Raw genomic sequence first — 21,841 nt, forward strand, 5'->3', positions numbered from 1 at the left:
CTCAGCCCTCCGGGTGGATCAGGCCGCGCTCGTACGCCTTCACCAGGCGCTGCGGCACCTGGTAGACGGCGCCGTCGACCGTGACGGGCACCAGCTGGGGCGTGGACGCCTTCCACTGGGCGCGGCGGTGGCGGGTGTTGGAGCGGGACATCTTCCGCTTGGGTACGGCCATGACTGCGGGACCTCCATCGTCGGTACGGTGGCGGTCACGCTACCTGAAAATGATTACCGTTAACAATCGCGGTCGGGGTCCAGCTCCGCCAGCGCCTCCGTCAGCCACGCCGTCCAGAACCGCTCCAGCTCGATCCCCCCGCGCAGCACCAGATGGCGCAGCCGGTCCGCCTCGGAGTCGCGCTCCGGCGGGAACTGCCGCTCCTCCATCCCCAGGTACTCCTCCAACTGCGCCCGGTGCAGGCTCAGATGGCGGCGCAGCTCGTCCGCGAAGCCCTCCGTGCCCACCACAGCCGCAGCCCTCAGCCGCAGCAGCAGCGCGTCCCGGATCGGCTTGGGGTCCTCGCTGCGCCGCACCCACTCCGTCAGCTCCGCGCGGCCCGCGGGCAGCACCTCGTACTCCTTCTTCTGCCCTCGGGACGGAACCTCGGCGGGCAGGGCCCGGATGTGCCCCGCCCGCTCCAGTTTTCCCAGCTCGCGATAGATCTGCTGATGCGTGGCCGACCAGAAGTAGCCGATCGACCGGTCGAAGCGGCGGGTCAGCTCCAGGCCCGAGGAGGGCTTTTCGAGCAGAGCGGTGAGGATCGCGTGCGGGAGTGACATGACCGCATCCTAGGGACGGGAGATCGTCACAGGGTCGCCGCCAGCCGGGTCCCCTGGTCGATCGCGCGCTTGGCATCCAGCTCCGCCGCCACGTCCGCGCCGCCGATCAGGTGCACCGACACCCCGGCCGCCGTCAGCTCCTCGTACAGCTCGCGCCGCGGCTCCTGGCCCGTGCACAGCACCACCGTGTCGACCGGTACGGTCTGGGCCTCACCGTCCACGGTGATGTGCAGGCCCTCGTCGTCGATCCGCTCGTACGTGGCGCCCGCGACCATGGTCACGCCCCGGTGCTTGAGCTCCGTGCGGTGGATCCAGCCGGTCGTCTTGCCGAGGCCCGCGCCGACCTTGGACGTCTTGCGCTGGAGCAGGTGCACCGTGCGCGGCGGCTTCGGCCGCTCGGGCGCGCGCAGCCCGCCGCGCTCGCCGTACGAGGTGTCGACGCCCCACTGCCGGAAGTACGTCTCGGCGTCCTGGCTCGCGCCCTCCCCGCCGTCCGTCAGGAACTCCGCCACGTCGAAGCCGATGCCGCCCGCCCCGATGATCGCGACCCGCCCACCCACCGGCGCGCCGTGCCGCAGCACGTCCAGGTAGCTGACCACGGACGGGTGGTCGACGCCCTCGATGGCGGGCGTGCGCGGGGTGACACCGGTGGCGACCACCACCTCGTCGTACCCGGCGAGCAACTCGGCCGTCGCGTACGTACCGAGCCTCACGTCCACTCCGCGCAGCTGGAGCTGCGTGCGGAAGTAGCGCAGCGTCTCGTCGAACTCCTCCTTGCCCGGTACGCGCTTGGCGATGTTCAGCTGCCCGCCGATCTCGTCGGCCGCATCGAACAGCGTGACGTCGTGGCCGCGTTCGGCCGCGCTCACCGAGCAGGCGAGGCCGGCCGGGCCCGCGCCGACGACCGCGATCCGCTTGCGCAGCCGGGTGGGGGAGAGGACCAGCTCGGTCTCGTGGCAGGCGCGGGGGTTGACCAGGCAGGAGGTGATCTTGCCGCTGAAGGTGTGGTCGAGGCAGGCCTGGTTGCAGCCGATGCAGGTGTTGATGGTCTCCGGCCGGCCGCTCGCGGCCTTGGCGACGAACTCGGGGTCGGCAAGGAAGGGGCGGGCCATCGAGACCATGTCCGCGCGGCCCTCGGCCAGCAGGGCCTCCGCCACCTCGGGGGTGTTGATGCGGTTGCTGGTGATCAGCGGGATGGACACCGAGCCCATCAGCCGCTTGGTGACCCAGGTGTACGCGCCTCGCGGCACCGAGGTGGCGATGGTGGGGATACGGGCCTCGTGCCAGCCGATGCCCGTGTTGATCAGCGTGGCGCCGGCCGCCTCGATCTCCTTGGCGAGCGTGACGACCTCCTCCAGCGACGAGCCGCCCGGCACCAGGTCGAGCATGGAGAGCCGGTAGATCAGGATGAAGTCCTCGCCCACCCGCTCCCGTGTGCGGCGCACGATCTCCAGCGGGAAGCGGACCCGGTTCTCGTGCGAACCGCCCCAGCGGTCCTCACGCCGGTTGGTCGCGGCGGCGATGAACTCGTTGATCAGGTAGCCCTCGGAGCCCATGATCTCGACGCCGTCGTAGCCGGCCGACTTCGCCAGCTCCGCGGCGCGCGCGTAGTCCTCGATGGTCTGCTCGACCTCGGCGTCGGTCAGCTCGTTCGGTACGAAGGGGCTGATCGGCGCCTGGAGCGCGCTCGGCGCGACCAGGTCGCGGTGGTACGCGTACCGCCCGAAGTGCAGGATCTGCATCGCGATCCGCCCGCCCGCCGCGTGCACCGCGTCCGTCACGACGCGGTGCTTCGCGGCCTCCTCCTCGGTGGTGAGCTTCGCCCCGCCCTCGTACGGCCGTCCCGCGTCGTTCGGCGCGATGCCGCCGGTCACGATCAGCCCGACGCCGCCCCGGGCGCGCTCGGCGTAGAAGGCGGCCATGCGCGCGAAGCCGTTCTCGGCCTCCTCCAGCCCGACGTGCATGGACCCCATGAGCACCCGGTTGGGCAGGGTGGTGAACCCGAGGTCCAGGGGGCTGAGCAGGTGCGGGTACGGGGTGGGGGCCGGGGTCGCAGTCATGGGGGCGCCTCCTCGCGCGATGTCGTCGCCCCAGTTGTAGACGACGCCCGGCACCTTGTGCAACAAGTTGCATAAGGATCCGGGCGTGACCTGCGCTACGTGGCCGACAGGCGCTTCGCTAGGCTGCCCGGATGCGTGATGGGGGAAGCAGCAGGTTCCGGCGGCTGGAGGAGCACCGGCTCCTCGCCTCGGTGATCGCCGTGGTGGTGCTGGCGGCCGGGGTGGCGATACCCCTGGCCGTCGGCGGCTCCGACGACGAAGGGCCGCCCTGCCGGCAGGTGCCCGCCTCGACGCGCGCCCTCGCCGACGACCCTGCCGCCGCCACTCGCGCCCTCGACCCGGGCGACGACCTGGCCCGCCTCGGAGCCGTGAGGAAGCTGCTCGTCCACGAACGGCTCTGCGGCGACGGCGCCCGCGTCCTGGGCCGTGTCGTCGAAGCCGCCACCCGCTCGTCCGGCCCCGGCAAGCCCCACACCCTGGCACAGGCCCGCAGCGCCTACGCGCTCGCCGCCGCCTTCGACGGCGTGGAACTCCCCGAAGGGCTCGCACCTGGTGTCGCCCGGATGGTGGCCGAGTACGTCGTGGACGCGGGGCGTCACGCGTACCGTGCCACGTCGTTCGGGCCCGCCGTACCGCCCGGCCGGAGCGTGCCCGACGAGGGAGGGTACGTGTGGCTCGGCCGCTTCCTCGCTCCCGGTGAAGCGCACGTCGATTTCCCGTACGCCGACAAGGCGGCGGACGCGAACGCAGACGTGGAGGACCTGGTCGCCGAACTCGCCAAGGACCCGGAAGCGTTCGCCATCCTCTACGACGCCGAGCGCGCCTACTTCGCGTACTACCTGGAGCGGCTGACCAACCAGGGCGGCGACCCGGCCGACCGCCTCTCGCGGGGAGAGGACGAGGACGCCGCGACGACCTGGCCCGACATCGACCTGAGGAATCTGGCGGACCGTGTGGGCGCCCTCATGAAGCACCGCACCAACTACGCCACCGACGGAACCATTTCCGATCTCGCCGCCTTCGACAGGACCGTACGGGACCACACCCGGGGAACCTTCCGCGCCGCGCCCCGGCAGCTCACCACCCGCCCGCCCATGGGCGACATCGCCGACCGGCCCGTCGCGGGACCGCTGCGCGGCGACCCGATGGACGGACGGCACCAGCTGTTCACGGTGCTCGACCAGTGGACGAAGGAACGCGGCGTACCGGCACAACGCGCCACCGGCATGCGTCAGCTGATGGACGACGGGTACGTCCGGGGACTGTGGATGACGTTCTGACGTCAGAAGAACCGCAGGTCCGAACAGCCGCGCCGGCGCACCTGGTCCTCGGCGAACTCCTTGAGCAGCCGCCGCTGTACGGCCTCGCCGACGCCCGGAATGTCGTCGGACCCGCCGAGCGCGAAGTTGGCGGCCTCGCCGTCGCAGCGCGCGGTGGCCGTCCTGGAGTGCCGGACGCCGTCCTCGGACGTGAGCCGGTTGCTCCAGTCGCCGTACCAGGCCACCAAGGACACCTCCGGTTTCCCGTCCCTGTCCGTCAGGTCGCAGCGCCCCGTGGGGGCGGCGTCGTTCACGCCCGCCGCGACCCGCAGCCCCTGGTCCTGCGGTAGGCCCGCCCCGGCCATCCACCCGCACGAGGTGCCCTTCGATTCCGACAGCGGCACGGTCTCCGCGTCACCCTCGGGGTCGGCCGGTACGGCGCCACCGGCCGGCGCCTTGAGCGGCTCCGCGCCGCAGCCCAGCCTCTCGGACGCCCCGTTCGCGAGCGCCACGGCCGTCCGGTACGCGGCGCCGGGCACCCCTGACTTGGCGTCCCGCCCCATCGACACCCGTACCAGGAGCTTGCGCTGCCTGCCGTCGGTGTCCTTGCCGAGACCGGGGCAGGGCAGGACGAGACTGATGGTGCTGTGCCGGTCGATGAACCCGGGCAACCCTTCGGGCAGCGGGGCCTGTGGGGGGAACCCCTCCTCCGGGAACATGGTCATGAACTCCCGGTCCCGGTCGTCGCGCCGGGTGTACGCCTCCATGCCGACGACCAGCCGCCCGTCGTCCCTGATCCCCCCATCGGCGGTGAGGCGGCAGGAGTACGAGCCGAGCCCCTCGTGCAGTCGGGACGTCTCCTTGCGCAGATGCGCGTCATCGGGTGTGAGCTGCTCCACCGCGTCCGGCGGCAGGGCGCCGTCACAGGCGCTGCGGGCCAGCCTCCAGTCCTGCGCGTACGGCTCGGCGACGTAACCGCCCACGCCCAGGAACACCGCGGCCGCCACCGAGACCTTCACCCAGCGCCGCATCGTCCCCGTCCCCGTCGCACCGACAACCGTACGGTGGGACCCTACTCGCCGCCCGTCGGCACCCGCTCTACGCCCCCCGTACCGCCGCCGCCCACTCCTCCAGCTCCTCCGGCGTACGCGGGCCCGGTTCCCCCGCGCCCAGCAGGCCCCGCTCCCGGAGCACCCGCGCCACCGCCATGCCCCATGGGCGGCGCAGGCGGGCGGCGTCCAGCAGCGCGCCGTCCGCCAGCAGCTCGGCGACCGGGCCGGTGCGCAGACCGTCCGGGGTGAGCACCGCCGCGTCGTCCGCCCACCGCAGGGCCAGGTCCACGTCGTGCGTGGCCATCACGACCGTCGTCCCGGAGGCGCGCAGCCGGTCCAGGACCGCCAGCAGCCGTTCCTGGCCGTGCGGGTCGAGGCCGGCCGTCGGCTCGTCGAGGATGAGGACCCGGGGTCGCATCGCGACGGCGCCCGCGATCGCGGCCCGCTTGCGCTGCCCGTACGACAGCAGGTGCGTCGGCCGGTCCTCCAGCGCCGTGATGTCCAGCGCCTCCAGGGCCTCGCGCACCCGCTCCCGTACCTCCGCCTCCGCCAGACCCAGGTTCATCGGCCCGAACGACACGTCCTGGCCCACCGACGCCGCGAACAGCTGGTCGTCCGGATCCTGCACCACCAGCTGCACCGTCGTACGCAGCCGGGTCAGCCCCGCCCGGTCGTACGACACGTCCCGCCCCTCCAGGCGCAACTGCCCGCTCGCGCACCGCAGGCCGCCGCTCAGCAGCCGCAGCATCGTCGTCTTGCCGCTGCCGTTGCGGCCGAGCAGCGCGATGGACCGCCCCTCGGGCACGGCGAAGTCGACGCCCCGCAGCACGGCGGGGCCGTCCTCGTAGGCGTACCCCGCACCGACCAGTTCCACGACGGCGTCACGATTCATGGCAGGAACCTTTCGAGTACGAGAGTCAGGGCGACGAGACCCGCGAGCAGCGCCGCGCTGGCGCCCAGGAACCGCCCGGAGACCGCCACCTGCGGTACCAGCACCCGCAGCGTCCCGTCGTAACCGCGCCCGGCCAGCCCTGTCTGGAGCCGCGCCGCCCGGTCGAAGGCGCGCACGAACGCCGTCGCGCCCAGGCCCGCCAGCGACCGCCAGGTGGCCGCCCGGCTCGTCAGCCCGAGCCGCGCCGCCTGCGCCTCCCGGATCCGCCGGACCGCGTCCAGCAGCAGGAAGCTGATCCGGTACATCACCAGCGCCACATCGACGACCGGCGCCGGCACCCCGGCCCGTACCAGCCGGGGCAGCACGTCGGACACCGGCGTGGTGAACGCGAACAGCAGCACGCCGAGCGAGGCCGCCGACGTACGCAGCAGCAACTGCCCCGCGTGCACCGGCCCGTCCGGCGCGAGCGTGACGAACCCGCCCGCCCCGCCCACCTGGAACAGCAGCGGCACCGCGCCCGTCACACAGAAGCCGAGCGGGATGCGCCACGCCCGCCACAGCTGCCGGGGCGGGACGCCGGCCGGGCCGAGCAGCACCACGAGGGCCGCGGCGGCGACGAGCACGGCGCCCGGCCAGGGCGGCAGGCACACGGCCAGCGCCGTCAGGCCGAAGCCCAGCACGGCCTTCTCACACGGGTGACGGCGGCGCCAGCGACTGCTGTGCGCCGCCGCGTCGATCGGCAGCATCGGCGGCTAGACGGACGGCTGTCGGCCGCCGGCCCCGGCCACCTCGGCCGCGCCCGATGGGCCCGTGTCCGCGCCCTCCGCGCGCGCCCGTGCCTCGCCCTGCCGGCGCCCGCGCCGCAGCCCGAAGTAGTACGCCAGCACCCCCGCACCGATGGCGGCCTGGAGGGAGAACAGCGCCGACTCGATCTCGCCGGACGGCGGCTCGTACAGCGGGCTGAACCAGGGCTCGTAGTCCGGATGCGATTCGGTGATCGCCGTCTCGGCCTGGCCGTCCGCGCCCGTGAAGGGCTCCTCCTTGTGGTCGCCCATCCCCAGCGCGAGCGGGAGGACGGCGAGCGCGACCACGACGAGCAGCAGCAGCGTATTGATCTTGGCGTTACGGCTCATCGGGCCACGGCCTCCTTCTTCATCGGCAGGACGCCGAGCCGGGCCAGATCGCCCTTGCTGGACTGCGTCAGCAGCCGCATCACCAGCACGGTGAGCAGGCCCTCGCTGACCGCCAGCGGGATCTGGGTGACCGCGAAGATGGAGCCGAACTTCGCCAGCGAACCGACGACACCGCTGCTCGGGTCCGGGAACGCCAGCGCGAGCTGCACGCTGGTGACGCAGTACGTGGAGAGGTCGGCGACGAACGCCCCGAAGAACACGCTGACCATCAGCGGCACGTCGAAGCGGCGCAGCAGCCAGTACACCCCGAACCCGGCCCATGGGCCCACGATCGCCATCGAGAAGGCGTTGGCACCAAGGGTCGTCAGACCGCCGTGTGCCAGCAGCAGCGCCTGGAAGAGCAGGGTGATGGTGCCCAGCACCGCCATGATCGGCGGCCGGAACAGGATCGCGCCCAGCCCCGTACCGGTCGGGTGCGAGCAACTGCCCGTCACCGACGGGATCTTCAGGGCGGACAGGACAAAAGTGAAGGCACCGGACGCACCGAGCAGGAGAGTCGATTCGGGATGGGCCTTGACCTCCCGGGTCAGGGCCCGTACGCCGTGGGCGACGAAGGGAGCGGCCGCGACGGTCCAGGCGACCGCGTGTGCAGGGGGTAGATACCCCTCGGCAATATGCATGGTTGGGAGACCCTCTCCAGCACCTCGTGGATGGACAACGCGCCTTGGCCGGTCTCCTGGCTGACGGGATGGCAAGGGGTATGCCGCCGCGACTCCGCCTTCCCGGTCCCCGCGGTCTCCCGCGGTGTTCCAGTGGCTTTCCCGGGGTGGTTTCCCAGGGAGTGGAGCCGGACTTCCCGATCACAGTGGCGAGGGCCGCACCGGTACCGCACCGGTTTCCCGTACACCAAGGCCCTGCGACAGTAGTGCGTTGACCAGGTACATCACAACCCGCGCACCAGTACGGGCGTCCGCGAGGCCGGCGGCGTGGGCGTCCGGTCGCACCCGGCCGGCGCCGGCCCGGCCGGGTCCGGGACGGGCCGGGCGGGGCCACGGCGGTGCTCGGCCGCCCGGACAGCGCGAAGGCCCTGCCGGGACGTCCCGGCAGGGCCTTCGGGCACGGCGGAGGCTCGAAAGCCTCAGCCGTGGAAGGGTTTCACCACGGTGTCCGGGCCGGGCGACATGACGGTCTCGTGCCCGTCCTCGAAGCGCACACGGTAAGGCGGGGTGCCGTCCGGTCCGAGTACCTCGACGATCTCTGCCGTACGGTCGCCCTGCCCGACGATCCGCCCGTGGACGAGCAGCCTGTCACCCACACTGGCCTGCATGATCGTGCCTCCTGTCGATTCGGTTCCGGTCGCGGGAGGAAATCCCCGCGCCGATGGGGCCGCATGCGCGGTGTCACTGGATCGGAGGAGTCGATTCGTCGCGCCGTGGTGGGGGTGGTGAGGGTGTGACATTGCGGTGCCGGGGCGCTGCTTGGCGAGGGGGGCGCGTCAGGGTGATCTGGCGGACGAGTTGCTGGAAACAGGCCAGCGCCGCGACGGCGGGCAGGGCGGCTGCCGCCGCATCGGTGATGGTCCGTGGGGCCTGCGCCACGCAAAGTATGACGGCGATGGTCGAGAACAGCAGTACGACGCACCAGGAATGGGCCGCGCGACGCCTGTGGAGGGCCGCTCTCAGAATGGAGAGGGACGCGACCATCCAGGGGCCGTAGACGAGCAGAGGCCACCAGCCCACCACATGGCGGGGAGTGCGCGGTTCGGCGACGTGGCGCAACGGGTCGTAGGTGACCATGCCGCCGTAGACGCTGACCATGGAGACGATGACAGCGGCGAGCGCCGCGGTGAAGAAGCTCCCTGTCTGGAGCGGAGTCAGTGCGCCTTTCCTCGGGGAGACACGGCGGTGGCTCGGGGTGGGGGGCCGCACCGGTGACAGCTGGGCGGTGATCTGTTCCAGGCCGGCCAGCGACTGGTCGGCTTCGCACGCGTCATGGGCGGTCTCTCGCACCGGTACCGCGGACGCGAACGCGTCGAGGTGCTCGGGCGGCACGGACTCCTGGAGGAGACAGGCGAGTTCCTCCGCCGGGTCCCAGAGGGGGTCCAGCGGACCGAGGGGAGGAAGCGGCCGGCGGCCGGCTTGCCAATAGGGCGGGCTCTCGGGAGGCGGAGCGGCCGGGAAATCCGACGGTGAGCGAGATGGGGGCTGGTCACGGCGACTGTGCGTCTCATACATGACAGCGCTGTCCCGGGAATTCGCCGCCGCGGAGGACGACCGGCTCAAGAGCCTGCGACCGGCGGTCGAACTCCGCCTGAATGCGGCTCATCGCCATCAAGAAGTCCTCCAGGATCGAGGAGGAGTAATGCAATTCGATGCACTGAGTGTCATTGTGCAAAGTCGCGCTCTTGCCGACGGGATATGCGCCGAGCCTCTGGGTCAATGTCCATTTACCTGCCCGAGTGGCCCGAGGCCGGTTGTCCCAACCTCCTCCGAGGTAGCCGCGAGGAGACGAGACAGGTGTTGGTGCGGTGGTCATAGTCCCCCTAACGCCTTCGATCATGATCCGGATGCGCGTCACTCGGGTGACGTCATTGGGGCATATGGGTGCTTCGACGGGTCTTTTATCGGACTGTGGCGTGTCTCGGACACGCCAGTAACTCGCCCTTTTGTCGCTCGTGGCCGACCGATGAGCCCGCCGGAGCCCCATTGGAATGATGAATTACCTTCCGGCAAGTCATATTCCGCGCCGGAAAGGCCGCTTCTTCTGCAGCGGCGAACGCGGCGGAGACCCTGGCGGCCGGGACCGGGCGGGCCGTGCTGAGGGCCGGCTGCCTTCGCTGTCGCCAGGCGCGGCTTGCCGGTCGCGCGGAGGGGAGTGCGGGCCCGTGCGCGCGCGAGAGGCCACGGGGCCGCCGTCCCTCCTCGGCAGCGCCTCGCCTCACTCCTTGCGGTAGCCGTACGCCTCGGACGCGGCCGTCACCACCGCGTCCAGGTCACCGCCCGCCGACGCGGTGACCACCGCCGCCACCGCGCCCTCCACGAACGGCGCGTCGACCAGCCGGGTCCCCTCGGGGAGTTCGTCGCCCTCCGCGAGCAGGGCCTTCACCGTCAGGACGGCGCTGCCGAGGTCCACCAGGACGGCCACCCCCGCCCCGCCGTCGACCGTCGTCACCGCCTGGGTGATCAGCTCCGCGCTGGTGCCGAGCCCGCCGTCCGGCGTGCCGCCCGCCGCCGCCACCGTCGCCGTCGCCCTGCCGCCCGCGAGGCCGCGGGCCAGCTCGGCCACCGAGGACGCGACCGCCGCGCTGTGCGAGACGAGCACGATGCCCACCGGGGCGCTCACCGGGCCCCCTCCGCCCCCGCGAGGGCGGCGATCAGCAGGGCCGAGGACGTGGCGCCCGGGTCCTGGTGTCCGATGCTGCGCTCACCGAGATAGCTCGCCCTGCCCTTGCGGGCCTGCATGGGTACGGTCGCGAGGGCGCCCTGGTCCGCCGCCTCCGCGGCCGCCGCGAAGGACTCGCCGAGCGATTCGGCCAGCGCCTCGACGGCCGGCTCCAGCGCGTCCAGCATCGTCTTGTCCCCGGCCTTCGCCCCGCCGAGCTGCGCCACCGCGGCCACGCCCGCGCGCAGCGCCTCGGCCAGTTGCACGGGCGCCACCTCGGCGGCGTCGCCCAGTGCCTTGCCGGTGCGCCGCAGCAGCGTCCCGTACAACGGGCCCGACGCCCCGCCGACGGTCGAGATCAGCTGTCGCCCCGCCAGCGTGAGGACGGCCCCCGGCGTCCCGGCCGGCTCGCCCTCCAGGGCCTTGACCACGGCGGCGAAGCCGCGTTGCAGATTGGCGCCGTGGTCGGCGTCACCGATGGCGGAGTCGAGCTCGGTGAGCCGGTCGGCCTCCCGGTCCACGGCGGCGGCCGCGCCGGTCATCCAGCGCCGGAAGAACTCCGCGTCGAGCATCGCCGGCCTCACATTCCCCACCGCAGGGCGGCGGTCCGCACCGGCGCGTCCCACAGTCGCAGCAGTTCCTCGTCGGCCTGGCACAGGGTCACCGAGCAGCCGGCCATGTCGAGCGAGGTCACATAGTTGCCGACGAGCGTACGGGCCACGGCGACGCCCCGCTCGCCCAGCACGCGCTGGACCTCGGCATTGAAGCCGTACAGCTCCAGCAGGGGCGTCGCGCCCATGCCGTTCACCAGGACCAGCACCGGCCCGCTGGGCTTCAGGTCCTCCAGCACGGCGTCCACCGCGAAGTCGGCGATCTCCCGCGAGGTCATCATCGGCCGCCGCTCCCGGCCGGGCTCGCCGTGGATACCGATGCCCAACTCCAGCTCGCCGGGTGGCAGGTCGAACGTCGGGCTGCCCTTCGCGGGCGTGGTGCAGGCGCTCAGCGCCACGCCGAAGCTCCGCGCACTCGCGTTCACCCGCCGGGCGATCGCCTCCACCCGCTCCAGCGGCGCGCCCTCCTCGGCGGCCGCGCCCGCGATCTTCTCCACGAACAGCGTCGCCCCGGTTCCGCGCCGCCCGGCCGTGTACGTACTGTCGGACACGGCCACGTCGTCGTCGACGAGGACCTTGGCGACCTGCACGCCCTCGTCCTCGGCGAGCTCGGCCGCCATCTCGAAGTTCAGCACGTCGCCGGTGTAGTTCTTGACGACGAACAGCACCCCGCGCCCGCTGTCCACGGCGGCCGCCGCGCGCACCATCTGCTGCGGAACCGGCGACGTGAACACCTCGCCCGGACAGGCCGCCGCCAGCATCCCGGGCCCGACGAACCCGGCGTGCAACGGCTCGTGCCCGGACCCGCCCCCCGACACCAGCGCCACCTGCCCGGCGACGGGCGCGTCCCGCCGTACGACGACCCGGTTCTCCACGTCCACGGTGAGCTCGGGATGCGCGGCCGCGATGCCGCGCAGGGCGTCGGCGACGACGCTCTCGGGCACGTTGATGAGCATTCTCAACGATATCTCCCAGTTGTGCCGTGGCGTTTCAAGCCGCCAGGGACGTTTGTGTGGTGCCTGATGCCGCGGGCTTCGCCAGGAGCGCGTCGGCAGCCGCGAGCGCGTCGGCGATCGAGCGGCTCCCGGTCACCACACACAGCGTGTAGGTGACGTCGTCCAGCTCTCGTTGCCACGCCGGCTCGCTTTTCTCCGCCAGTGCGATGCGGGCACTCGCGTATCGGGCGAGCAGCGTTCTCACGTAGCGCGGGTCCGGATTCAGCACGATCGCAGCCCTCCAACGACACACCGGGGTGCCGTACGTATTTCCCACGCCCATGAACTTCATGCTCCCGACTCCGCACAGTGAGCGGCCCCTGGCCGGCCGGCCGGCGGGTCAAAGGGCCTCGTCGCTCCACTGGTCGAGCAGGGCGTCGTCGAGTCCCGTGGGTTCCACCGCTCGGCCGTGGAGGGACTGTTCGGTCCAGATGACCTTGCCCTCGGGGGTGTACCGGGTGCCCCAGCGTTCGGCGTACTGGGCGACGAGGAACAGGCCGCGGCCGCCCTCGTCGGTGGCCTTGGCCCGGCGCAGGTGGGGTGAGGTGCTGCTGCCGTCGGAGACCTCGCAGATCAGGTTGCGGCCGTGGAGCAGCCGGACGGTGATCGGGGCGCCGCCGTAGCGGATGGCGTTGGTGATCAGCTCGCTGAGGATGAGTTCGGTGCTGAAGCCGATGTCGTCCAGGCCCCAGTCCGCCAGGCGGCGGGCGCAGGCGGTGCGGACCGGGGCCACCGCGGCGGGGTCACGGGGCACCTCCCACTCGGCGAAGTCCTCGGGGTCGAGGCGGCGCGTGCGGGCGATCAGCAGCACGATGTCGTCGATCGGCTGGGCGGGCAGCATGGCCTCGATCACCGCGGCGCAGGTGGACTCCGGTGTGCGGTCGGTCCCGGCCAGGGCAGTACGCAGGGCTTCCATGCCGGCGTCCAGGTCGTGGCCGCGGCCCTCGATCAGCCCGTCGGTGTAGAGCACCAGCTTGGAGTCCTCGGCCAGGGTCAGCTCGGCGCTCTCGGAGGGCATTCCGGCGCCCAGGCCCAGCGGCGGCGAGACCGGCATGCGCAGGAAGGTCACGGTCCCGTCGGGGTGGACCACCGCGGGCTGCGGGTGGCCGGCGGTGGCGGCGGCCACCCGCCCGGAGACGGGATCGTAGACGGCGTACAGGCAGGTGGCCCCGGTGATCCCCTGACCGTCCCGGTCTTCCGGGGCGTCCTCGTTGGTGTCGATGTGGGCCACCAGCTCATCCAGATGGCTCAGCAGCTCGTCGGGAGGCAGGTCCAGGGTGGAGAAGTTGTGTACGGCGGTACGCAGCCGGCCCATGGTGGCCGCGGCGTGCAGCCCGTGGCCGACGACGTCGCCGACGACCAGCGCCACCCGGGCGCCGGACAGCGGGATGACGTCGAACCAGTCGCCGCCCACCCCGGCGCGGGCGGGCAGGTAGCGGTACGCCGCTTCGAGGGCGTTCTGCTCGGGTACGCCCCGGGGCAGGAGGCTGCGCTGCAGGGTGACGGCCAGGGTGTGCTCGCGGGTGTAGCGGCGGGCGTTGTCGATTGCGACCGCCGCCCGGGCGGCCAGCTCCTCGGCGAACGTTGTGTCCTCCTCCTCGAAGGGCGCGGAGGCGCTCGCCCGCCAGAAGTTCGCCACGCCCAGCAGCACACCCCGCGCCCGCATCGGCACCGCGACGACGGAGCGGAAGCCCTGCTCCGGGACGTCGGTCTCCAGGACCGCGCGGCCGGTGACCATCGCGGTGGCGACGGGACCGGTGGGCGCGAACCGGATCAGCTCGCCGACGGGGCGCAGGGACCGGTCCGCTCCCGCGCCGTGGACGGCGGCGCGGCGCAACTCGGCGCTCGTCCCGGGCGGTGGCTCCTCGCCCAGCAGGACGGCGTCCAGCAGCTCCACGGTGACGGCGTCGGCGAACCGCGGTACGGACACCTTGGCGAGTTCCTCGGCGGTGCGCGTCACATCCAGCGTGGCTCCCACCCGCACCCCCGCGTCGTACAGGAGCTTCAGCCGCTCCCGTGCGACCTCCGCGCGCCCGGTGACCGTCGCCAGTTCGGTGGTGTCCCGCAGCGTCACCACGCTGCCCGCCCGGCCCCCGTACGGCGCCGTGGGCCGCTTGTTCACGGCCAGCAGCCGGTCTCCCGCCAGGCACACGGTGTCCGTGACCGGTTCGCCCGATGCCAGCAGCCGCGCCGTCTCCCCGTCCAGCCCCAGGTCCGAAACCCGCCCCGGCTCCGCGTCCACCGGCAGGTCCAGCAACCGCCGCGCCTCGTCGTTGGCCAGCAGCACCCGGCCGTCCGCGGCGATGATCAGCACGCCTTCCCGTACGGCGTGCAGCACCGCGTCATGGTGCTCGTACATCCGGGTCATCTCCGCCGGGCCCATGCCGTGCGTCTGCCGCCGGAGCCGCCTGGACACCAGGGCCGTCCCGGCGGTGGACAGCGCCAGCGCGGCCGCACCGGCGCCGAGGATGAGCGGCAGCTGCCGTTCGACCAGGTCCCCCACGTTCTCCACGGTGATTCCGGCGGACACCAGACCGACGACGGAACCGTCGGCACCCGTCACCGGGACCACGGCCTGCACGGCCATGCCGGTGCCGGCGGGCAGCGGCGGCCCGCCGGCCCGCTCCACGACGGTGCGGCCTTCCAGCGCCGGCTGGATGGTGCCCACGAACTTCTTCCCGATCTGGCGCGGGTCCGGGTACGTCAGGCGGATGCCGTCGGTGGTCATGACGAGAATGAAGTCGACGCCCGCCGCTTCGCGCGCCGCCTCGGCACGCGGCTGCAGGAGGGCTGTCGGATCGCGGCTGTCCAACGCCTCGGCCGTGCCCGGGGCGTTCGCGAAGGAGTGGGCCGCCGTCACCGACAGGCGCTCGGCCTCCCTCTCACCGGCCCGGTTGGCCTGGACCACCACGGCCGTCACCGCGGCCGCGACCACCAGCAGCACGATCACGACCTGCAACAGGAACACCTGCCCGGCGGCGGTGCGCGGGCCCAGCAGGGAGCGCATTCCCGACCTCGAACCACGACTGGCCAATTTCTCCATCACACTCCACACCGGAGGAGACGAGCCCGGAGACGCGCGCCCTTCCATTGTCGGCGACCGCACGCCCGGATGCGCGAGTAGCGCCCCCGCGGAACCGCCGGATTCGGGCAGCGGCGACCGGGAAGTGATCTGTTGTGGTCATCCCCGTTCATGACGTGAATCCGGCACGGCGCGTCCCCTGGGTGACGTACGCGCTGATCGTCGCCAATTTCGTGGTCTTCCTGCGCACCCCCGGCCTGGCCGGTTCGGTGGCCGGCGAGAGCGGCCTGGCGCAGCTGTGCCGCCTGGAGGCGTTCCTGGACCAGTGGGCGGCCGTGCCAAGTGAGCTCATCCATGACCGTCTGCCGCACCTGGTGCCCACGGGCCAGGTGGGTATCGGCCCGGCCGGACCGGGCTGCCTGGTCGGCCCGCCCGTCTACGACAAGTCACCGCCGCTGTCCGTCCTGACGGCGATGTTCCTGCACGGCAGCTGGCTGCATCTGCTCGGCAACATGCTGTTCCTGTGGATCTTCGGCGACAACATCGAGGACCGCCTCGGCCACGTGCGCTACCTGCTGTTCTACGGCGTCTGCGGTTACGCCGCCACGTACGGGTTCGCGCTGCTCAACGCCGGCTCGGCGGCTCCGCTGATCGGTGCCTCGGGTGCGGTCGCCGGTGCCCTCGGCGCGTACCTCGTGCTGTTCCCGAGGGCCAGGGTGTGGGTGCTGGTGCCGTTCCTGATCTTCCTGCCCCTGCGGCTTCCGGCCTGGTCGGTGCTGGGGCTGTGGTTCGGCCTTCAGGCGGTGTACTCGTACGGCGCGGGCGTCTCCCACGCCGGCACGGTGGCCTATGTGGCGCATGTGATCGGCTTCGTGGCGGGCGCGCTGATCGCCTGGCCGCTGCGCCGGGGCACTCCCGCGCCCCCCGAGCCGCAGGGGCTGCTGTGGGGCCGGCGGGCGCGGCCCGGCACACCCTGGCAGGGCCGCTCCCACCCGGGCTGGTGACGGAGGGCGGCCGGGCCGGCCCGGCTACAGGCCGTACGTCCTGCCGATGATGTCCCGCTGGATCTCGCTCGTCCCGCCGTACACCGTGGACACGACGGTCGAACGCAGCAGGGTAAGGAGCCGATCGGCCGGCCAACTGCTCCCGCTGCCGCACGTACGCCAGGGTGTCGTCGAACGCGCGCCGGGCGACGCCCAGCATCAGCGCGGCGAGGATCATCCGCTCCAGGTTCAGCCCGGCCATCAGCTGCGCCCAGGCTTCGCCGGGCGTGCCGACGACCGCCGCGTCCGGTACGAAGCAGTCGGTGAAGTACAGGTCGTTGACCTCCCGGCCGCCCATCGTGTCGATGCCCCTGACCTCCAGGCCCTCGGCGTCGGTGTCCACCATGAACTGGGTGAGCCCCCGGTGCTTGGACTCCTCCCGTGACGTACGGGCGATGAGCAGGATGTGATCGGCGAAGTGCGCGTTGGAGCACCAGGTCTTCTGCCCGTTGATCACGTAGCCGCCGTCGGTGCGTTCCGCGCGGCAGGTCAGCGCGCCCACGTCCGACCCGGCGCCCGGCTCGGACATCGAGACGGCCTCGACCCGGCCCCTGGTCACGCCGCCGAGCACGACGCGCTTCTGCTCCTCGGTGCCGAACTTCTCGTACGCCGCCGCGGCGATGACCGTGGTCGCGAAACCGCTGATCGGCGCGCGCCCGTAGGAGGTCGCCTCAAGGAACAGGCACAGCTCCGTCATGCCCCGGCCCGCGCCGCCGTACTCCTCGGGTACGACGATGCCCAGCCAGCCCAGCTCCGCCATCCTCTCGTAGAGCTGCTGGTTGTGCGGATCCCGGCCGTCGGCCGTCAGCTTGTCCCGCTGCTCCTTGGTGCCGCACTCGCGGCGGCAGAAGTCGCCCACCGCCTTGACCAGGTCGCGGCGTTCGTCTGTCAGGACTCGGGGCATGACGCGCGTTCCTCCCTGAGGCATCGTCGGTGACGCATGGCTAGTCGTCCCGTACGGCGGGGTAGACGGTGTTCAGCAGGTGGAGCACGGTGCGCGTCAGCATCACGTGCAGGTCGCCGCGGCTGAGCGTGCCGCGTACCAGCCATTCCCGGGAGGCCGCCTTGAGCATGCCGCCGTGAGCGCGGATCATCGCCCGGAGCTTGTGCCGTCCCTCGGTGACGCCGGTCATCATCGCGGCCTCCAGAACGCGGTCGGTCGCGATCTCGTCCGCCTCCAGCATGATCCGGTCGATGTCCGGGTCGTTGCCGACGGCCTCCAGCCCGATCGCGGACAGCCACATCTCCCGGTTGCGCTCGACGACGTCGAGCCACCGGTCGACACAGATCGACAACCGCTCCTCGGGGGTGGTCGGGGGCAGCCGCTGCGAGACGGAGGCCGGTACGACCATCATCTGCCGCACCACCTCCAGGTAGAGCTGCCGCTTGCCGCCGAAGTAGTGGTTGATCAGCGCCCGGGCCACGCCGGCCTCGGCCGCGATGTCCGAGACGGACACCGCGGTGTAGCCGTTCGCCCCGAAGAGCCCGCGCGCCACACCGAGGATCTCGGCGCGCCGGGCGTCCGGCTCCATCCTGCGTCGCTGTGCCTGGCGCCGACCGCCCATGCCCGTGACCCCTCTCGTCATGCGTACATGGACGCGATCACCGAGGCGTGCAGCGTGTGGATGGCCTTGCGCCGCAGGCTGAGCTTCGGCGTCAGCTCCCCGGACTCCGCGGTCCACGGGCCGGCCACCACCCGGTACTTCTTCACCTGTTCCGCGCGGGAGAGCGCCGTGTTCGCCTCCGCGACCGCCTTGTCGAGCGCCGCGAGCACCTCCGGGTGGCGTGCCAGTTCCTCCAGGTCCCCGGTGGCGATCCCGTTCGCGCGCGCCCAGAGCGGGGCCGCCTCCTCGTCGAGCACCAGCAGCGCGGTGACGTACGGGCGCCGGTCGCCGATGGCGACGGCGTGCGCGACCAGGGGGTGCGCCCGCAGCAGGGACTCGATCCTCGTGGGGGCGATGTTCTTGCCCCCGTCGGTGATGATGATCTCCTTCTTGCGGTCCGTGATGGAGAGGATGCCCCGCTCGTCGACCGCGCCGATGTCGCCGGTGGGCAGCCAGCCGTCCGGGTCGGTCGCCGCCTCGGTGCCGCCGTCGGCCCGGAGGTATCCGGAGAAGACCACGGGCCCGCGCACGAACAGTTCCCCGTCGGCGGCCACCCTGACCTCGACGCCCGGCCCTGGGCGTCCGACCGCGCCCAGGGCGAACACCTCCGGTGTGCTGACCGTCGCCGCCCCGGTCGTCTCGCTCAGGCCCCACACCTCGTACACCGGAAGTCCCACGCTCGCCAGGAACTCCACGACGGGGGAGGGGATCGGCGCGGCTCCGCTGAAGGCCCGGTGGCACTCGTCGAGCCCGACGGCCGCCCGGATGGGCCGCAGCAGCCGGGTGTCGAGCTGCTCCAGTGCCGCGTCGAGCTCCGCCGGGATGTCCTTGCCGGCGGAACGCAGCCGGAACACCTCCAGTGCGACGCCCCGCGCCTGCGCGATCGCCGCGGCCTGCTCCTCGGGGAGCGTGCCGAGCTTGGCCCGCAGGCCGGCGGCGAGCTTCTCCCACACGCGGGGAACGCCGAAGAAGCCGTGCGGGCGCACCGCGAGCAGCGTCGGCAGGAGCTGCGCGGGGTCCGGACAGATCGTGACGTGGCCGGCGTTGCAAATGGGCAGGTAGATCCCGAGGACCCGCTCGGCGATGTGCGCCATCGGCAGGTACGCCACCGTCCGTGGATGCTCGGGGACCGTGACGAGGTGGTCCTGCATCAGGGACTCGTAGATCACGTTGCGGTGGGTGAGCACCACGCCCTTGGGCTCGCCGGTGGTGCCCGAGGTGTAGACCACGGTCAGCGGCTGGTCCGCGGTGGCCGCGTCCGTGAGCACCTCGAACGCGTCGTCGTCGAGCGGTACCCCGGGCGGTACCCCGGGCGGTGCCCCCGGCGGTACGCGAAGGTCCGCGTAGGTGACGAAGCGCCGGTCGCCCGCCGGGACGACGCCCGGATCGAGGACGACGACGGCGCGCAGGTGGGGCAGATCCTCCAGGACCGGCTGCCAGCGCCGCATCTGCTCCTCGCCCTCCAGGACCAGGACGGTGGCCGCGCTGTGCCGCGCCACGAAGCGGATCTGCTCCGTGCTCAGCGTGTCGTACGTACTGCAGGGCAGGGCGCCCAGGTGGATCGCGGCCAGGTCGGCGATCCAGTGCTCCAGCCGCTTGGACATCGCGATGAGCAGGCGGTCGCCCCGGCTCAGACCGAGCGTGGCGAGGCCGCGGGTGAGGGCGGCGACCTCGCCGCGCAGCCGCGACCAGGACAGCGTCGCCGCGTCCGGGCCGGTCCCGGTGGTGAGCGCCGGGCGGTCGGCGAACTGCCGGGCGTTGCGGCGCAGCAACCCGGTGATCGTCAGCCCCTCGACGGACTGGTGCAGCTGCTCTGCTGTGGCCACGGGCGGGCTCCCTCCATCGCGAACCGTGAACGGACTCCTGGAGCGGGCTCAGGGTGGACCCGTTGTTGTACGAGCGTCAATAGCGCGCGTACCGATCGTTGTGGCCTGTGGCCATGAGCAGTTGGCGGTGCGTCAGCGCTATTGACAGGGAGCCAGTACGCGCCTACGGGCGAGCGGGGCGCGGTGGCACGAGCATCGGGACGAGGAACTGCCGGGCCACCGTGCGCAGCTGCTCCTCGTCGTCGAGGTCGATGACGTGACTGGGGATGACCAGGAAGGACGCGGAGATCCGGACCATCATCTCCGCCACGACGTCCACGTCCACGTCACGGGAGACATGGCCCGCGTGCTGCTCCCGGCGGAGCCTGTCCGCGACGAACTGCCGCACGGCGGCCAGCGTACGGCCCCCGTCGCTGGTCATGGACGGCACGACGGCGTCCGGCTCGTCGGCCATCAGGCCGCCGATGAGGGGATTGCGGCGGATGGCCCGCAACGAGCTCACGAACCCCAGGACGACCCGGTCGGCGACGGTCCCGGCGTCCTGGATGTCGACGGTGAACTGGTCGAAGTACCGCCGGAACTCGCGCCGTACGACCTGCTCGACCAGCGCTTCCTTGGAGGCGAACCGGCGGTAGACGGTGATCCGCGAGACGCCGGCCAGCCGCGCCACATCCGCCATGGTGGACCGCCTGATGCCCATGCGGCAGAACTGCTCGTACGCGGCGTCGAGCAGGCGCGTGGTGGTCTCGTCGTCCTGGTCGGCGCCGTCGGCGGCCTCGGTGAACGCGAGTTCCAGCAGTGACGGCGCGGTCGCTCTCCCTGATTCCACGGTTGCCTTCCCTGATTCTGTGCAGCCTCTGGCGTTCATGTCGCGGCTGTGCTCCTCTGGGCTCACACGCAGATACACGGATACGCGATGTGTTTCACCGTACCAAAGGAGTCCGGGGCAATGGACCCACTGAGCAGGCGCAGGATGCTGATCGCCGGCGGGGCGATGGGAGCGCTCGGAGCACTGGGCATGGCGGCGCCGGCTCAGGCGCGGTCCCTGTGGACGTGGTCGCCGAGCGGTTCGGTGGCCGGGTCGGGGCCGGGGACGGACCCGAACTGGGTGTGGGACGAGGAGGCCGACCGGTTACTCGCCTCCGTGATCGACCGGGGCGACGTGCCCGGGGTCAACCAGCTGCTGCGGTCGTGGACCCGCAACGACCAGCCGTTGCCGGACGGACTGCCCCGGGACCTGCGGGAGTTCATGGACAGGGCACGTCGCCTGCCGTCGTGGGCGGACCAGGACAAGCTGAACCTCGCGGCCCGGTTCAACAAGACCAGGGGCTTCTACCTCAATCTCCTCAACGGAGTGGGCGGCGGCATGCTGAGCACCGCGATCCCCAGGGAGGCGCGCGCCGTCTACTACTCCAAGGGCGGCGCCGACATGGAGGACCGGGTCGCCAAGACGAGCAAGCTGGGATTCGCCGTCGGGGCCCTGAACGCGTATCAGCCCGACGGTCACATCGTGGTGGAAGCGGTCAAGACCCGGCTGGTGCACGCGGCCGTACGACACCTGCTGCCGAAGTCCCCGGGCTGGTCCGGGACCAGCGGAGGCCAGAAGATCCCGATCAGCCTCGCCGACATGCTGGTCACCTGGCACACCCTGCCCACCTTCGCCATGCGCAAGCTGACCGAGTGGAAGGTCCCGGTCACCCGCGCCGAGTCCGAGGCCTATCTGCACCTGTGGCAGGTGACCGCCCACCTGCTCGGCATCCGGGACGAGTACATCCCCGCCACATGGGACGCCGCCGAGGCCCAGTCCAGGCAGCTGCTCGACCCGGTCCTGGGCCCCACGCCCGAAGGCGTGGAACTGACCGACATCCTGCTGGGCCAGCTCGCCGAGCAGACCAGCCCCGGCGGTGTCGACCGGCCCCTCGTCAACGCGCTCGCCCGGTACCTGGTCGGTGACCAGGTCGCCGACTGGGACGGCATCCCCCGCGAGCCGTTCTGGGAAGGGGCCATCGAGGCCGCCTGGCCCAAGCTGGTGGCCTTCCGCGAGAGTCTGATCCCGCTGCCGCTGGTGCCGGCGCTCGCCTGGACGATCGACGAAGCGGCCCGCCAGTACATCATGTTCTGCCTCACCAAGGGACGGGCCGTTCACATCGAGATCCCCGACGCCAACCGGTCGTTCTGAACCCCCGCGG

Annotated in this window: 21 protein-coding genes, 1 pseudogene and 1 riboswitch; of the genes and pseudogenes, 3 read left to right on the plus strand and 19 right to left on the minus strand. The window is 72.0% G+C overall.

What is annotated here, in order from left to right; all coding sequences use genetic code 11:
• Window position 1: 1 nt before the first annotated feature.
• Genes rpmF through AMK26_RS19675 form a run of 3 tightly spaced genes read right to left on the minus strand, consistent with a single transcriptional unit; the run spans window position 2 to window position 2,834 of the window.
• Complete coding sequence (gene rpmF, locus AMK26_RS19665; RefSeq protein WP_073755986.1) at window positions 2-172, minus strand: 50S ribosomal protein L32; 171 nt, start codon at window positions 170-172, stop codon at window positions 2-4.
• Between the two features lie 59 nt (window positions 173-231).
• Window positions 232-774, minus strand: coding sequence for a PadR family transcriptional regulator (locus AMK26_RS19670; protein WP_073755987.1), 543 nt, complete (start codon window positions 772-774; stop codon window positions 232-234).
• Window positions 775-800: 26 nt separating this feature from the next.
• Window positions 801-2,834, minus strand: a complete 2,034-nt coding sequence (locus tag AMK26_RS19675) for an NADPH-dependent 2,4-dienoyl-CoA reductase (protein WP_073755988.1) — start codon at window positions 2,832-2,834, stop codon at window positions 801-803.
• Between the two features lie 131 nt (window positions 2,835-2,965).
• Between AMK26_RS19675 and AMK26_RS19680 the strand changes: the two genes are divergently transcribed.
• On the plus strand, window positions 2,966-4,114 hold the full coding sequence (locus AMK26_RS19680) for a hypothetical protein (RefSeq protein ID WP_143608564.1): 1,149 nt from the start codon (window positions 2,966-2,968) through the stop codon (window positions 4,112-4,114).
• 2 nt (window positions 4,115-4,116) lie between these two features.
• Here the strand turns inward: AMK26_RS19680 and AMK26_RS19685 are convergent, their stop codons facing one another.
• The 12 genes from AMK26_RS19685 to AMK26_RS19745 form a co-directional block, all read right to left on the minus strand.
• Window positions 4,117-5,124, minus strand: a complete 1,008-nt coding sequence (locus AMK26_RS19685; RefSeq protein WP_073755990.1) for a hypothetical protein — start codon at window positions 5,122-5,124, stop codon at window positions 4,117-4,119.
• A gap of 67 nt (window positions 5,125-5,191) precedes the next feature.
• Complete coding sequence (locus tag AMK26_RS19690) at window positions 5,192-6,037, minus strand: energy-coupling factor ABC transporter ATP-binding protein (protein WP_073755991.1); 846 nt, start codon at window positions 6,035-6,037, stop codon at window positions 5,192-5,194.
• Window positions 6,034-6,783, minus strand: coding sequence for a cobalt ECF transporter T component CbiQ (gene cbiQ, locus AMK26_RS19695; RefSeq protein WP_073755992.1), 750 nt, complete (start codon window positions 6,781-6,783; stop codon window positions 6,034-6,036). Before cbiQ ends, AMK26_RS19690 begins: the two co-directional genes overlap by 4 nt.
• Window positions 6,784-6,789: 6 nt before the next feature.
• Window positions 6,790-7,170, minus strand: a complete 381-nt coding sequence (locus AMK26_RS19700) for an energy-coupling factor ABC transporter substrate-binding protein (protein WP_073755993.1) — start codon at window positions 7,168-7,170, stop codon at window positions 6,790-6,792.
• Complete coding sequence (locus AMK26_RS19705; protein WP_073755994.1) at window positions 7,167-7,850, minus strand: energy-coupling factor ABC transporter permease; 684 nt, start codon at window positions 7,848-7,850, stop codon at window positions 7,167-7,169. The genes AMK26_RS19700 and AMK26_RS19705 overlap by 4 nt, the downstream gene beginning before the upstream one ends.
• 29 nt (window positions 7,851-7,879) lie before the next feature.
• Window positions 7,880-8,096: riboswitch (cobalamin riboswitch) on the minus strand.
• Window positions 8,097-8,308: 212 nt separating this feature from the next.
• Window positions 8,309-8,497, minus strand: coding sequence for a DUF1918 domain-containing protein (locus AMK26_RS19710; protein ID WP_073755995.1), 189 nt, complete (start codon window positions 8,495-8,497; stop codon window positions 8,309-8,311).
• A 73-nt stretch (window positions 8,498-8,570) separates the two neighbouring features.
• The gene (locus AMK26_RS19715; protein WP_338015583.1) at window positions 8,571-9,221 is read right to left on the minus strand and encodes a DUF2637 domain-containing protein; all 651 of its coding nucleotides are present in this window, start codon (window positions 9,219-9,221) and stop codon (window positions 8,571-8,573) included.
• Window positions 9,222-10,107: 886 nt separating this feature from the next.
• On the minus strand, window positions 10,108-10,512 hold the full coding sequence (gene dhaM / locus AMK26_RS19725) for a dihydroxyacetone kinase phosphoryl donor subunit DhaM (RefSeq protein ID WP_073755997.1): 405 nt from the start codon (window positions 10,510-10,512) through the stop codon (window positions 10,108-10,110).
• Window positions 10,509-11,123, minus strand: a complete 615-nt coding sequence (gene dhaL, locus AMK26_RS19730; RefSeq protein WP_073755998.1) for a dihydroxyacetone kinase subunit DhaL — start codon at window positions 11,121-11,123, stop codon at window positions 10,509-10,511. The genes dhaM and dhaL overlap by 4 nt, the downstream gene beginning before the upstream one ends.
• Before the next feature lie 8 nt (window positions 11,124-11,131).
• Window positions 11,132-12,124 carry a dihydroxyacetone kinase subunit DhaK gene (gene dhaK / locus AMK26_RS19735; protein WP_073755999.1) on the minus strand — a complete coding sequence of 331 codons (993 nt, stop codon included), beginning with the start codon at window positions 12,122-12,124 and terminating at the stop codon, window positions 11,132-11,134.
• A 28-nt stretch (window positions 12,125-12,152) separates the two neighbouring features.
• On the minus strand, window positions 12,153-12,449 hold the full coding sequence (locus tag AMK26_RS19740; RefSeq protein ID WP_338015584.1) for a DUF5133 domain-containing protein: 297 nt from the start codon (window positions 12,447-12,449) through the stop codon (window positions 12,153-12,155).
• Window positions 12,450-12,497: 48 nt separating this feature from the next.
• Entirely contained in the window at window positions 12,498-15,164 is a 2,667-nt protein-coding gene (locus AMK26_RS19745; RefSeq protein WP_073756000.1) for a SpoIIE family protein phosphatase/ATP-binding protein, read from the minus strand.
• A gap of 170 nt (window positions 15,165-15,334) precedes the next feature.
• Between AMK26_RS19745 and AMK26_RS19750 the strand changes: the two genes are divergently transcribed.
• On the plus strand, window positions 15,335-16,183 hold the full coding sequence (locus AMK26_RS19750; RefSeq protein WP_073756001.1) for a rhomboid family intramembrane serine protease: 849 nt from the start codon (window positions 15,335-15,337) through the stop codon (window positions 16,181-16,183).
• A 24-nt stretch (window positions 16,184-16,207) separates the two neighbouring features.
• Here the strand turns inward: AMK26_RS19750 and AMK26_RS19755 are convergent.
• The 4 genes and pseudogenes from AMK26_RS19755 to AMK26_RS19770 form a co-directional block, all read right to left on the minus strand.
• A pseudogene (locus AMK26_RS19755) lies at window positions 16,208-17,126 on the minus strand (acyl-CoA dehydrogenase family protein).
• Between the two features lie 40 nt (window positions 17,127-17,166).
• Window positions 17,167-17,808, minus strand: a complete 642-nt coding sequence (locus AMK26_RS19760) for a TetR/AcrR family transcriptional regulator (protein WP_241837971.1) — start codon at window positions 17,806-17,808, stop codon at window positions 17,167-17,169.
• Entirely contained in the window at window positions 17,805-19,652 is a 1,848-nt protein-coding gene (locus tag AMK26_RS19765; protein ID WP_073756003.1) for an AMP-dependent synthetase/ligase, read from the minus strand. Before AMK26_RS19765 ends, AMK26_RS19760 begins: the two co-directional genes overlap by 4 nt.
• Before the next feature lie 163 nt (window positions 19,653-19,815).
• Window positions 19,816-20,481 carry a TetR/AcrR family transcriptional regulator gene (locus AMK26_RS19770; protein WP_241837972.1) on the minus strand — a complete coding sequence of 222 codons (666 nt, stop codon included), beginning with the start codon at window positions 20,479-20,481 and terminating at the stop codon, window positions 19,816-19,818.
• A 120-nt stretch (window positions 20,482-20,601) separates the two neighbouring features.
• On the opposite strand from AMK26_RS19770, the gene AMK26_RS19775 reads away from it, so the two are divergent.
• The gene (locus tag AMK26_RS19775; protein ID WP_073756004.1) at window positions 20,602-21,831 is read left to right on the plus strand and encodes an oxygenase MpaB family protein; all 1,230 of its coding nucleotides are present in this window, start codon (window positions 20,602-20,604) and stop codon (window positions 21,829-21,831) included.
• Window positions 21,832-21,841 lie beyond the last annotated feature (10 nt).

Origin of the sequence: Streptomyces sp. CB03234 (assembly GCF_001905885.1) — a bacterium.
Lineage (GTDB): Bacteria > Actinomycetota > Actinomycetes > Streptomycetales > Streptomycetaceae > Streptomyces.